The organism is Yersinia sp. 2541 StPb PI, assembly GCF_052217145.1.
Lineage (GTDB): Bacteria > Pseudomonadota > Gammaproteobacteria > Enterobacterales > Enterobacteriaceae > Yersinia > Yersinia enterocolitica_E.
Map to the genome: position 1 here is coordinate 1,777,344 of NZ_JAZGQB010000001.1, position 14,302 is coordinate 1,791,645.

A 14,302-nucleotide genomic window follows, 5' to 3' on the forward strand; every position below is an offset into this window, starting at 1 on the left:
CAAATTGGGGTTCTCTATAACCGAACTTAAACGCACAGCGAGTGCGGGCCGAATGCGGGTTGACTGGTTTTCCGTAGGCGGTTATGGTTCGGGACGGCACATTTGGTTAGTGCTTTCTTTTGACATTCTTGCCGGGTATTAACAGAGATCATGGATAAAATTGATAATTATCGCCGTAAATGGCTAACGTTAGGCGGGGCAGCGCTGGGTATATCGCTGCTTCCAGGGCAGGCATTTGCCACCCTTTCTACTCCTCGCCCACGGATCTTGACCCTGAATAACCTCAATACAGGCGAGTCCATAAAAGCCGAATTTTTTGATGGTCGGGGCTATAACAAAGATGAACTTTCCCGCTTAAACCATCTCTTTCGCGATTATCGGGCCAATAAGGTAAAAACTATCGACCCACGCCTGTTTGATCAACTATACCGCCTACAAGGGCTTCTTGGCACAACTAAACCGGTGCAGCTTATTTCCGGGTACCGCTCACTTGATACCAATAATGAACTGCGCGAACGCAGCCGTGGTGTGGCCAAACACAGTTTCCACACGCAAGGGCGGGCAATGGATTTTCATATTGAAGGTATTCAATTGAGTAATATCCGCAAAGCAGCATTAAAAATGCGTGCAGGTGGTGTAGGATATTACCCTCGCAGTAACTTTGTACATATTGATACTGGGCCGACAAGAACCTGGTAGCAGACATTTTTATGCCAATGCATTGAATCATACCTAACAGATTTCAAATTGTAGGGCGGTGGCAAGCAAGTGCCAAATCGGTCAGAGTGGGTTTGAATAGCACTTATGCCAGCCACAGGGCGAGCCTCAAAGTCCTGGCTCGCTAATCTCGATAAACTGATGCTATCAGTGATTCGGGTAAACGACCGCAGCCCATACAGATGTATGGTTGAAAGATGATAGGTATATTGCCAGTTGCATTTGGGGTGGAGTTTTATGAAATATCAAATTATTCCGGTGACGGCCTTTAGCCAGAACTGCACCTTAATCTGGTGTGAAGCCACAAAGCAGGCCGCATTGGTAGACCCTGGTGGTGATGCAGCCAAGATCATTGCTGAAGTTGCACGTCAGGGGGTAAAGGTCAGCCAGATTTTGTTGACTCACGGCCATCTGGATCATGTGGGTGCTGCTGCTGAGTTAGCCGCTCATTTTGATATCCCGATTTATGGCCCTGAAAAAGAAGATACGTTCTGGTTGGAAGGGCTACCGGCGCAGAGCAGAATGTTTGGTTTGAGCGAATGTGAAGCTTTTACCCCAACCCGTTGGTTGACCGAGGGTGACAAAATCACTGTTGGTGAAGTGGAGTTATCGGTATTGCATTGCCCTGGGCATACGCCAGGTCACATTGTCTTCATTGACCAACAGGGGCGTCTGGCACTGGTCGGTGATGTTATCTTTAACGGTGGTGTTGGGCGTAGTGATTTCCCACGCGGTGATCACCAACAACTGATTAACTCCATTCGGACTAAATTGTTGCCTTTAGGTGATGACATAACGTTTATTCCCGGTCATGGTCCAATGTCTACGTTAGGCCATGAACGGCAGACTAACCCGTTTATACGTGAAGAACCGGCTATTTGGTGATGTCGACATCATAAACAGCTAGAATTTCAAAGAAGGCACCGTCTGGTGCCTTTTTACGTTATATTGAATAAGTGATTTACATATTTTTTGAAGCAATAGTTATTTATCTATTGGTGCTGTGATCATAATGATGATAGCGGTCGGTGCTTATATTATCTTTGCGAGATGGATAAAGCCTGACCAACAAACAGTCGTCACGTTTATTGACCCGGCACTGTTTCTGCTGCCGTTTTGAGTTCGTAATATTACGAGCGCCTTTCAATGGAAGCCACTATGCCGTTTCGTCGTTTCAGACTGAATAAATTCCTGTCCCGGCTAAGTTTTTCTTTCATGGTATTATTCTTATTTCTGTTGCTAGGGGCGGCAGTGATTTATGCGCAAACCAAAGCCAATATGCATCAGGATGCTGAAGCTAAGTTATTACAAGGTAGGGCTCGATTCGAGCAGATATTTAATAATTTGCAGCATGCGGCGCTTCAGGTAGAAACCGGATTAGGCAAACCTTGCATGCAAGTTGTTCAAAATCTGCGGGATCAAGTTGTCATTATACCGGATGTGCGTTCAGTCTCTTTAGCTAAGGGGACGACCATCTATTGTTCCTCGATATATGGCCCACTTTCCACGCCGTTTGATCTAGATGTGTTCGTTGATGGTCAACTGGAGCTAATGCAGGGGAATGATGTCACTCCAGATCGTGCTTTGATGGTGTATCGGCTGGCGCGAGGTGATTACAGCATACTGGTTGCGGTCGATGGCTATTATCTGCGCAGCATCCTTAACTTATTAAGTGGTGATATACAGTTGTATCTGAGAGTGGGTGATAAATGGATGGATGCGGTGGGTATGGTACATCCAGGCCACCCCCCCGAGGGAAGCGAACCGTTATATCTGGCCTCAGACAAGTTTGCTTATTCATTAAATACGACGCTCTCTAACCAGCAATATTTGGCCTATGCCTGGCAATATAATCAAGGTAGCCTGATATTTTTCATCTTAATGAGCATCGGTTCAGCCGCGCTGGTTTTCTGGTTATCGGGTAGGGCGGCATCACCCACACAGGTATTAAAACAGGCGTTAGAAAACAACGAGTTTGTTGCTTATATGCAGCCGATAGTATCAGGCAAAGAGCAATGCTGGGTGGGTTGTGAAGTTCTAATGCGTTGGCAGCATCCTGTTAATGGTTTAATTCAGCCGAATAAATTTATTCCGATGGCCGAGGACAGTGAACTTATTGTTCCGATGACTCGCGCTATCATGCAGCAAGTTAGTACCACTTTTGCACCTTACGTAAATCAGTTACCGGAAGGTTTTCACTTTGGTTTTAATATCAGTGCTAACCATTGCCGTGATCTGAGTCTGGTAGATGATTGCCGCCGTTTTATTCAGGCCTTTGGTGGTAATAAAATCAATATCACATTGGAATTAACCGAACGGAAATTAATCGTTGCCGATGAGATTACTGACCGATTATTTGCCGAGTTGCATGCTTTGGGGGTATTTATTGCTATCGACGATTTTGGTACCGGGCATTCAAGTCTGACTTATTTGCAGAACTTTAAAGTGGATTTTCTGAAAATTGACCAAAGTTTTGTTGGCATGATTGGTTCCGATGCATTGTCGAGCCACATTGTCGGGAATGTTATCGATCTCGCGACCCGACTGGGGTTGCAGACCATTGCAGAGGGAGTCGAAAACGACACTCAAATGCGCTATTTACAGGCCCATAACGTCGACTATCTGCAAGGCTATATGTATGGGCGGCCCATGCCGATGAGCGAATTTGCCAAATATATGTTCCATTAAGACTCATATTCTGACATTTGAAACAAAATAAAAAGGGTGCATATGCACCCTTTTTACGGTAGGTCATTGATGCCTAATCACAGCACAGCAACGATAGCTTCACACAGCGGAGCCATGTTATCAGGTGTCATACCTGCAACGTTTACTCGGCCAGAGTTGACAGCATAAACAGCAAACTCATTGCGTAGGCGCAGAACCTGCTCTTTAGTCAGGCCACTGAATGAAAACATCCCATTCTGGTTAATGATAAAGCTGAAGTCCTGCTTCGCACCTTTTTCCTGCAATGTATTCACAAACAACTGACGCATACGATGAATGCGCTGGCGCATATCGGTCAGTTCTTGTTCCCAAATGGCGCGCAATGTCGCGTTGCTCAGGATGGTGGCAACCACTGACGCCCCATGGGCTGGTGGGTTGGAATAGTTAGCACGGATAACGGCTTTAACCTGGCTGAAGGCGATATCGGCCACGTCGCTGCTAGCGGCAACAATGGTGCAAGCCCCGACACGCTCATTATACAAACCAAAGTTTTTCGAATAAGAGCTACAAACGATCAGTTCCTGATGTTTAGCAGCGAAAATACGCAGCCCCTGAGCATCTTCCTCCAAACCTTTGGCAAAACCTTGGTAGGCGAAGTCAAACAGTGGCAGCCAACCTTTGGCAACTGACAGCTCAGCTAATTGGCTCCATTGGGCTTCGGTTGGGTCGATACCGGTAGGGTTATGGCAGCAGCCATGGAATAGCACTACGTCGCCAGCCTGAGCTTCTGAGAGGCTTTTTAATAGCCCATCGAAGTCCAGTGAATGGTTCGCAGCGTCATAATAGGCATACTCAACCACTTCAAGCCCGGCAGCGGCGAAGATATTTTTATGGTTCGGCCAGCTAGGATTACTGACCCAGACACGTTTAGCGCTGGTCTGATGGGCGATAAAATCAGCAGCAATACGTAACCCACCGGTACCACCTGGGGTTTGAGCGGTACGCGCACGCTTATCGGCAATAATAGCGCTGTCGGCACCGAACAACAGTTTTTGCGTGCAACTGGCGAAAACCGGCAGGCCATCAATACCCAGATAGTTTTTAGTAACTTCGTTTTCCAGCAAATACTGCTCAGCTTTCTTCACGCTGGTCAGCACCGGCGTTTTACCGGTTTCGTCTTTGTAGACACCAATCCCCAGATTGATTTTATGAGGGCGGTCATCCGCGCGGAAAATATCGGTCAGGCCCAAAATCGGGTCAGCAGGTGCAGCAGTGATTTTTTCAAACATGTCAGAGGCTTCCATGGCTTAGCGTTAAGCAAACAGAACTATCAGGGTAGCGCCAGTTGCAGCCTTTGCCAACCGTTTGCTATAAAAAGAAATGAATGTTGTGAGGCGGGGGAATTCAGGGTGAAAAATCGGCAAAATAGTGCATTCGACAGCGTAATATCCCTCTATTGACTAAGGATAAAAACAAAAAGACAGAGCCGAAGCCCTGTCTTTTTTCAACTTATGTCAGCAGATAAACTGCGTGATTAAGTTTAACTTAGAACTGGTATACCAAGCCAACACCAACAACGTCATCAGTGTTCAGCTTGTTATCACGGGTGAAGTTGTCTTCATCCAGCAAGTTGATTTTGTAATCTACATAGGTAGTCATGTTTTTGTTGAATGCGTAGTAAGTACCAACAGAAACATATTTAACCAGGTCGTGGTTGTTGTAGTTTACGTAATCCAGGTCTTTACCTTTAGACTGTACGTAGCCTAAAGAAGGACGCAGACCGAAATCAAACTGATACTGTGCAGTGATTTCAATATCACGAGTTTTGTTAGCAATAGTATTGCTAAAATCACCGTATGGAGTCAGGTTCTGAGTTTCAGCATACATTACAGCCAAGTATACGTTGTTAGCGTCGTATTTAGCGCCAACGTTCCATGCCTGAGCTTTTTCACCGTTAGCTGTGCTGAATGCTTTTTGCTCGTTAGTGCGGTTTGCAGAAGAGAAACCAGCACCAAAGTTCACACCGTAACCGATATCATAAGTTGAAGAGATACCGAAACCGTCGCCATTCTGGTCTTTCAGGTTAGCACCAGTGTAAACACCGGTAACTGGGTCAATAGAACCAGCACGGTCATTCTGGTTTTTGCCTTGATATTGCAGAGCAAAGTTCAGGCCATCAACCAGACCGAAGAAGTTGGTGTTACGATAAGTAGCCAGACCAGTAGAACGACCAGTCATGTAGTTATCAGAGTTAGAGATAGAGTCGCCACCGAACACTGGCAGCATGTCAGTCCATGCGTTGACGTCATAGATTACGCCGTAGTTACGGCCGTAGTCCAATGAACCGAACTCAGCAAATTTCAGACCAGCAAAGCCCAGACGGGTTTTGTTGCCTTTGTCGCCTTGAGATTCAGCGTGGTTAGCCTGAACGTTGTATTCCCACTGGCCGTAACCGGTCAGTTGGTCAGTAATTTGGGTTTCACCTTTGAAGCCGAAACGAACATAAGTTTCGTCGCCGTCTTGGCCAGCGTTGTCAGAGAACTGGTGACGCGCATCAACTTTACCGTACAGATCAAGTTTGTTGCCGTCTTTGTTGTAGATTTCTGCTGCATTAGCTGCGCCAGCTACTAACAATGCTGGGATTACTACTGCAAGAATATTGCGCTTCATCATTATTATTACCCTCATTGGTGTTATTCGGACACCTGCCACTGCCGCCAATAATTTTTTTGGAACTATTGTTGAGAGTTTGGTGTCGTCTGTGTCTGAACGCAGTGTTCCATTCACAGACCTGATAATCCACACCGAAAATGCTACCAATTACCTGAATGTGTTTCATTGAGATACTATGTGTTACTAAATGTAAATACTGGGGAACTTTGTGACTTAGATCGAACTTTAAAAAATGACAAAAGCCAGCTGAGCTGGCTTTTATTTATACAAATAAACATTTTTTTTCGAAATGACGAACTTAGAAGCTGGCATTTCTCGGCGTGCGTGGGAATGGGATGACATCCCGAACGTTTTGCACCCCTGTTACATAGGAGATCAATCGTTCAAATCCAAGGCCAAATCCTGAATGCGGTACCGTACCGTAGCGACGCAGATCACGATACCACCAATAATCTTCTTTATTGAGGCCCATCTCTTCCAGACGTGCGTCCAACACATCTAAGCGCTCTTCACGTTGTGAACCCCCGATGATTTCACCAATTCCCGGCGCTAATACATCCATCGCTGCAACGGTTTTGCCATCTTCGTTCATCCGCATATAGAAAGCTTTAATGTCTTTCGGGTAGTTTTTAACCACTACCGGTGCCTTAAAGTGTTTCTCAGCCAAATAACGCTCATGTTCAGAAGACAAATCTATGCCCCATGACACGTCATTTTCAAATTTCTGGCCCGATGCTAGCAAAATCTCGATAGCGTCGGTGTAATCAACCTGAGCAAAATCAGAGGTGACAAAACGTTGTAGGCGATCTACCGCGTCTTTATCTACCCGCTCAGCAAAGAACTTCATGTCATCAGCACGTTCATTGAGCACAGCCTGGAAAACATATTTCAGCATTTTCTCGGCCAATGCGGCGACGTCATCTAAAGAAGCAAATGCGACTTCAGGTTCAACCATCCAGAACTCCGCCAAATGACGGCTAGTGTTGGAGTTTTCTGCCCGGAAAGTGGGGCCGAAAGTGTAAACTTTGGACAATGCACTGGCGTAGGTTTCTCCATTCAACTGACCGGATACCGTCAGGAATGCTTCTTTACCGAAGAAATCCTCGCTGAAATCGACAGCTCCAGTATCCGTGCGTGGCAAGTTTTCCAGATCCAGCGTCGACACACGGAACATTTCACCAGCACCTTCGGTGTCTGATGCGGTGATCAGTGGGGTAGAAACCCAGAAGTAGCCGTTTTCATCGAAGAAACGGTGAATTGCCTGCGCTAAGGTATGGCGGACACGGGCAACAGCACCAATCAGGTTTGTACGTGGGCGTAAGTGAGCCACTTCGCGCAAGTATTCGATGCTGTGACGTTTTGCCGCCATCGGATAGGTATCGGGATCATCAACCCAGCCGACCACTTTGATAGCAGTTGCCTGAATTTCAAAGCTCTGGCCTTCACCTGGTGATGCCACCACTGTTCCAGTGACTTCTACTGAGCAGCCGGTAGTCAGATGCAGTACTTCATCCTGATAATTAGGCAAAGCATTATTCACGACGGCCTGTAACGGGTCAAAGCAGGAACCGTCATAAACGGCAACGAAGGAGATACCCGCTTTAGAATCTCTCCGGGTACGCACCCAACCGCGTACGGTGACTTCACTGTCAACCGCAGCACGGCCTTGCAGTACGTCGACTACAGGCACTACGCTCATAGATTTCTCTCTTTAATAGTTTTGATATAGAAATAGTTAACAACCCAACCAAATGGGGATGTTGCTATGTTACTTGCGGCAGTGCAGGACACAAGTAGAAATCACCAGATCAGTGCAACATTTCTGTCGTTATCCTTAATAAAGGCGGCACAAATCAGAGCTGGGTTTAATTGGGAAGTGGTTGTGAGGGGAAAACGGCTAAGTGAAGTGGCTCGCCGGGCTATATTAACGCCCCGACGAACCCTCATTATGCAGGCCGATACTAACTGGCCTTTTTGACTAACGGCAGGGCGAATGCTTCGCGTAACTCATCAACAAAAGCCGGGTCCTGACAGATAGTTTTACCCGGACTATCCGAGAGTTTTGCGACCGGCTTGTTGTTGCATTCAACCAGTTTAATGACAATGTTGAGCGGTTTAACGCCGGGAATATCACAAGTTAAACGGGTACCGATACCGAACACCAATTTAATTCGTTGATAGAAATGGCGATAGAGTGACAACGCTTTTTCCAGATCTAAATTATCTGAGAACACCAATGTTTTACTCATTGGGTCAATACCCAGCTTTTCATAATGGGCGATAGCTTTTTCACCCCATTCTACCGGGTCACCTGAGTCATGGCGCAATCCTTGATAGCGATTGGCGAATGTCTCATCAAAATCGCGCAAGAAGGCATCCATGGTAATACAGTCAGTCAGTGCGACACCAAGTTGATTTGGGTACTCATCTAACCAGACTTGAAGTGCCACGCGCTGACTATTGGCCAGTATCGGACTTATCTGCTGATGAGCCTGGAACCATTCATGGGCTTGAGTACCGACCGGAGCTAATGCCAGGTTGCGGGCTAAATCATAGTTGCTGGTACCTACAATATAGGGGAACTCATCTTTTAAGCTGCTGACAATAGCATGCTGTATATCGCGTGAAAAACGGCGACGGGTGCCAAAATCCATTAGCTTGAAATGACTAATATCGATATCCGCGCTGAGAATCTTAAACTGCTGAAGTTTGTTGCGCAGTTGCGTGACGGCCTCGGCTGTTGTGACACCGACTGACCGGCGCCGATGAACGATTTCACTGATCACCGCCAGCAAAGGGACTTCCCATAAAATCGTTTCGCACCATAAACCGGCAATCCGAATATCTAATTTACCGTCATTATTGGATACGGTGACCTGCTCAGGGTTAAAACGAAAATCCCGCAACCAATTGAGGTAATCATCTTGAAAGAAGGGTAACCCCGAGAGGTAGGTAAACTCATCATCGGTTAACGCTAATTGTTTCATTAGCGCTATCTGATGGCGGATTTCATCGGCATATTCGCCCAGCAACTCATCACCACGGCAGCGGAATTCAGCGGCAACGGTAATATGGCGATAGCGATGGAACACGGCTTGTTGCATATGGAGCTTATAAGCATCCGTATCAAGCAGTGAAGTCAAAATCGGTGAGGCGTCTTGGGTCATGGCGCTATACAGCATCCTCGTAGGAGCATTTTCCGCAGTCAGCATATCCCTTTGGTACTTGAAGTTGTCAGGGCTGCTTCGTTCACTCACCCGAATGACCTACTTATGTAAGCTCATCGTAATGCGTTCACTGGCCGCCGACCGGCAACACCAATTACTTTGGACATAATCTATAAAGTCGCAGGAGTATACCGGTATTATCCTGTTATTGAAGCCTCATCACACCATAAATGCTAATCACAGGTCTAGGATTAAACGTGCCATTATCAGTGAAACGGTTATTTTCTTTAGTGGTGTTGGCCCTTAAGGTCAGATTTTTAGCTGTTTAGCGAATAAAGGATAAATTGACTTATAAAATATAGGGTTATTAAATTGCACTACCGGGCAACAAAAGGTAAATCTTTGTTTCCTGTTAGTTATCAGAGGTCACCTTGGCAGCCTGGTGCGGGTATTTCCCCATCATTGAGATATCACAATCAACGCAGAGTAATGTGGGGAAATAGCAAACATCATACTATATGTTTAGACATCGACTTAGATAAGTGCGATCAGGGAAGATGGCCGTAGGGTAGACCCGATCCCGCTTGATTGCGGATATGGTCGATGAATTCTTGGCTAAGCGCTACAACATCATAGGCATAGGGTGGGACCCAGCCGATATCAGCGTCAAACCCACAATTGTTGAGTTCAGCAAGGCTATGGTTAAAAGTCGAGCTGTCATCATTAACTTTATCGCCGCCATTAAACGCCTTCATTACCCGACATTCAGCCGTAAGGTCATTAACCAAAAATATATTTTTCTCTGATAAAATACTAGACTGATAACCCAAGCCATAGCTGTATTCGTAGGGATATATAGGATCTGATTTATCTTGCTCAAATAAATTATTATAGAGATGTATGCTGCCGAAACGAACTCGAGGAGTACGCTGGATTATCCGCGTAAAGTAATTATTAAAGAATGTAACGTGCATGGTTCCTGCATCTTGCTCAGCATTACTATCGCTATGACCAATCAAAATAGTTTTGTCATGTAATTCAAAACGGCAGTGAGAAATCGTGACATAGTCAGAGCCGCGTTTAATATCTAACGCGCCATCATGCTGAACAAACTTCCAGCCATCCTTCTCGGTGTATTGATCAATCGTAAAACGGCCATCACTAAACGTGACATGGTCGATCCAGACATGGTGTGAATTAATGATATTTAAACCATCCCATTCAGCATTCCACCCATCACCTTCTTCAAACTGGGGATCGACATCTACTGGGTTCTCAATATAGATGTTATGAACGATAACATTACTGGCATCTTGGATAATGATTGAACCTTCGATAAATTTCGCATTCTCGGTGACACCAATTAACGTGGTATTGGCATTGAGATAAACAATACCACGCTGTTTCTGGTCTGCTTGGTCCTGATAAGGAAGACCTTCACTCACATCAATCAGACCATATACTTGAATTATCTTCGGCCGCTCTCCTGATTCCGATAATGCCCGTCTAAGTTCTGATACCGAAAAAACCAGATAAATATCATCACTGGTGGCTTCGCTGCCTCCGGTAGTTCCTCCGGCTTCAGCGGCCCAGCCTCCGACAGGAGAAATGTTTCTTGCAGCTTGATGAATGACACGTGAATTGATTCTGCTGGTCATAATAACTCCTTTTACATTTGAATATCTTAACAATCCTTCATTGAAATAGAACATAATTTTATTTTAAATAAAACGACGTCTCTGTTGTTTTTGTTAAATCGATAATATGTATTATGAAGTGTTGAATCTTCAGTGTGTTGAGCTTATTTTTTATTGTTATATGGAATGGATGGCTATTTTGCGTTAAAGAAAACGATGAGTTAGGGGGGCAACGACAAAAAGATCTGAATCTATGTTCAATCTTATTAATGTATGAAGGCCAATGTGCATGATGTCGGGTTTCGTCTGATGGTATTGGCATATTCTGCTGTCAGAAATGACGATACCGAGCAAATCAACGGATATTTTGCTCGCCAAATGCAAGAAGGAAAATGAGCTGCGAGGCGGCTCGAAAAAAGCACATTCAATGCGTTATCTGCCGTAATAGCACTCGCTCTCACCTAGGTTTTTTTTACAATTGTGATACATTAAAAAGCTATCTGAGTCTGAGGCTAATGGGCTGACAGCAATGTTCTGGTCGCCGTGATACTGGCCTTATACGACTATTAATACAGACCTGATAATCATATTCACTGATGACGTCAAAAGGGTTCCTATGACACAACAGCCGCAAGCTAAATACCGTCACGATTATAAATCGCCGGATTACACCATTACCGATATCGATTTGGACTTCGCACTGGATGCGCAAAAAACGACGGTAACGGCGGTCAGTAAAGTAAAACGTCAGGTAGCAGATGTGACGCCGTTGATTCTAAATGGTGAGGATCTCACGCTCGTCAGTATCAGTGTTGATGGGCAAGTTTGGCCTCATTATCAGCTACAGGATAACTCGCTGGTCATTGAGCAATTACCCGCACATTTCACACTGACAATCGTCAATGATATTCATCCTGCGACCAACAGTGCACTTGAGGGATTATATCTTTCCGGTGACGCGCTGTGCACCCAGTGTGAAGCTGAAGGTTTCCGCCATATTACTTACTATTTAGACCGTCCTGATGTTTTGGCCCGCTTTACGACCCGCATCGTGGCTGACAAATCTCGTTATCCTTATTTGCTTTCCAATGGTAACCCTGTGGGGCAGGGGGCACTGGAAGATGGTCGTCATTGGATAAAATGGCAAGATCCATTCCCTAAGCCTTGTTATCTGTTTGCTCTGGTTGCCGGTGATTTTGATGTCTTGCGCGATAAGTTCATTACCCGCTCCGGGCGTGAAGTCGCATTAGAGCTTTTTGTTGACCGCGGTAATTTAGATCGTGCCGACTGGGCGATGACGTCGTTGAAGAACTCCATGAAATGGGATGAGACTCGTTTTGGTCTGGAATACGATCTCGACATCTATATGATTGTCGCGGTTGATTTCTTCAATATGGGTGCGATGGAAAATAAAGGCCTGAATGTATTCAACTCTAAATATGTTCTGGCAAAAGCTGAAACAGCAACAGATAAAGATTATCTGAATATTGAAGCGGTTATCGGACATGAATATTTTCATAATTGGACAGGTAATCGAGTCACGTGCCGTGATTGGTTCCAGTTAAGCCTGAAAGAGGGCTTGACGGTATTCCGTGATCAAGAGTTCAGCTCTGATTTAGGTTCACGTTCAGTTAATCGAATTGAGAACGTACGCGTAATGCGTGCCGCACAGTTTGCCGAAGATGCCAGCCCAATGGCCCATGCTATTCGACCAGACAAAGTTATCGAGATGAACAACTTTTACACCCTTACCGTGTATGAGAAGGGTTCAGAAGTTATCCGCATGATGCATACCCTACTGGGTGAACAACAATTCCAGGCCGGTATGCAGCTCTATTTTGAACGCCATGATGGTAGTGCCGCAACGTGCGATGATTTTGTACAAGCAATGGAAGATGCATCGAATGTCGATCTCTCTTTATTCCGTCGCTGGTATAGCCAGTCCGGCACTCCGATTCTGACCATTCGTGATGACTATGATGCTGAGAAGCAGCAGTACCATCTGCACGTCAGCCAGAAAACCTTACCAACCGCTGACCAGCCGGAAAAACTGCCGCTGCATATTCCATTAGATATTGAACTATATGACAGTAACGGTAATGTGATTGCGCTACAGAAAAACGGCTTGCCCGTCCATCATGTCCTGAATGTGACGGAGTCTGAGCAGACATTTACCTTTGATAATGTTGAACATACGCCGATCCCCTCTTTGCTGCGCGAATTCTCCGCCCCAGTCAAACTGGATTATACCTACAGTGATCAGCAGCTCACTTTCCTGATGCAGCATGCGCGTAATGAATTCTCTCGTTGGGATGCTGCCCAGAGCTTGCTGGCAACCTATATCAAACTTAATGTTGCCAAGTATCAGCAGAAACAGCCGCTGAGTTTACCCACTCACGTTGCGGATGCTTTCCGGGCAGTATTACTCGATGAAAATCTTGATCCGGCTCTGGCAGCGCAGATCTTGACCTTACCGTCAGAAAATGAAATAGCAGAGCTGTTTACTACCATTGATCCGCTGGCGATCAGTGCGGTTCATGAGGCTATTACTCGTTGTTTGGCTCAGGCATTGTCTGATGAACTGTTAGCCGTATATGTTGCGAATATGACACCTGTGTATCGTATTGAACACAGTGATATTGCCAAGCGTGCATTGCGTAATACCTGCCTGAATTATCTGGCTTTTGCTGATGAAGATTTTGCTAACAAGCTGGTCTCGTCACAATACCACCAGGCGGATAATATGACTGATTCGCTGGCCGCATTGGCGGCGGCAGTCTCTGCACAATTACCTTGCCGTGATGAGTTGCTTACAGCCTTCGATATGCGTTGGAATCATGATGGTTTGGTTATGGATAAATGGTTTGCACTGCAAGCGACGAGTCCGGCGGCTGATGTTTTGACACAGGTGCGGGCTTTGCTTAAGCATCCGGCATTCAGTTTGAGCAATCCAAATCGCACTCGTGCGTTAGTCGGTAGTTTTGCTTCGGGTAATCCGGCGGCATTCCATGCCAGCGATGGCAGTGGTTATCAATTCCTAGTCGAAATTCTCAGTGATTTGAATACCCGTAACCCGCAGGTGGCTGCACGGCTGATTGAGCCGTTGATTCGCTTGAAACGTTATGATGCTGGCCGTCAGGCTCTAATGCGCCAGGCGCTGGAGCAACTTAAAACGCTAGATAATCTGTCCGGTGATTTATACGAGAAGATAACTAAAGCACTGGCCGCATAATGGCTGAATCAGCCAATAGCGCTGCCCACTAACGTTACCTTCACAGCACAGAGGGCAGCAATGCCCTCTTTTTTATGGTTCTTGACCTACAAATAGTTAACACCTTGTTATCAATATAGTTAAACAAAGAGATTCTTTGCGTGGCTTTACTGAGCAATCGTTTACTTTCCTGATAGATAAATTTACCATTCCCGCGTCTATCCATAGGT

General features: G+C 45.7%; 9 protein-coding genes. 4 read left to right on the forward strand and 5 right to left on the reverse strand.

Translation table 11 applies throughout. The features are described from left to right. Positions 1–150: 150 nt before the first annotated feature. The 3 genes from V1953_RS07790 (at position 151) to V1953_RS07800 (ending at position 3,405) form a co-directional block, all read left to right on the forward strand. On the forward strand, positions 151–699 hold the full coding sequence (locus V1953_RS07790) for a YcbK family protein (RefSeq protein ID WP_083158449.1): 549 nt from the start codon (positions 151–153) through the stop codon (positions 697–699). A gap of 255 nt (positions 700–954) precedes the next feature. Next, on the forward strand, positions 955–1,602 hold the full coding sequence (locus tag V1953_RS07795) for an MBL fold metallo-hydrolase (RefSeq protein WP_083158450.1): 648 nt from the start codon (positions 955–957) through the stop codon (positions 1,600–1,602). A 273-nt stretch (positions 1,603–1,875) separates the two neighbouring features. Beyond that, entirely contained in the window at positions 1,876–3,405 is a 1,530-nt protein-coding gene (locus tag V1953_RS07800; RefSeq protein ID WP_083158451.1) for an EAL domain-containing protein, read from the forward strand. Positions 3,406–3,482: 77 nt separating this feature from the next. On the opposite strand, the gene V1953_RS07805 is transcribed toward V1953_RS07800, so the two are convergent. The 5 genes from V1953_RS07805 to V1953_RS07825 all read right to left on the reverse strand — a co-directional run bounded on the left by V1953_RS07805 (position 3,483) and on the right by V1953_RS07825 (position 10,882). Beyond that, the gene (locus V1953_RS07805) at positions 3,483–4,673 is read right to left on the reverse strand and encodes an amino acid aminotransferase (protein ID WP_083158452.1); all 1,191 of its coding nucleotides are present in this window, start codon (positions 4,671–4,673) and stop codon (positions 3,483–3,485) included. 256 nt (positions 4,674–4,929) lie between these two features. Then, positions 4,930–6,054: a porin OmpF gene (gene ompF, locus V1953_RS07810; RefSeq protein WP_372569894.1), complete on the reverse strand. Its 1,125-nt coding sequence runs from the start codon at positions 6,052–6,054 to the stop codon at positions 4,930–4,932. Positions 6,055–6,355: 301 nt separating this feature from the next. Further along, positions 6,356–7,756 (reverse strand): asparagine--tRNA ligase, encoded by a 1,401-nt coding sequence (gene asnS / locus V1953_RS07815; RefSeq protein ID WP_083158454.1) that lies wholly within the window; start codon positions 7,754–7,756, stop codon positions 6,356–6,358. A 262-nt stretch (positions 7,757–8,018) separates the two neighbouring features. Then, complete coding sequence (gene pncB, locus V1953_RS07820; protein ID WP_083163557.1) at positions 8,019–9,224, reverse strand: nicotinate phosphoribosyltransferase; 1,206 nt, start codon at positions 9,222–9,224, stop codon at positions 8,019–8,021. A gap of 548 nt (positions 9,225–9,772) precedes the next feature. Beyond that, entirely contained in the window at positions 9,773–10,882 is a 1,110-nt protein-coding gene (locus V1953_RS07825; RefSeq protein ID WP_372569310.1) for a pectate lyase family protein, read from the reverse strand. A 595-nt stretch (positions 10,883–11,477) separates the two neighbouring features. Here V1953_RS07825 and pepN point away from each other — a divergent pair. Continuing rightward, positions 11,478–14,093, forward strand: a complete 2,616-nt coding sequence (pepN, locus tag V1953_RS07830; RefSeq protein ID WP_420073601.1) for an aminopeptidase N — start codon at positions 11,478–11,480, stop codon at positions 14,091–14,093. Positions 14,094–14,302: the final 209 nt, after the last annotated feature.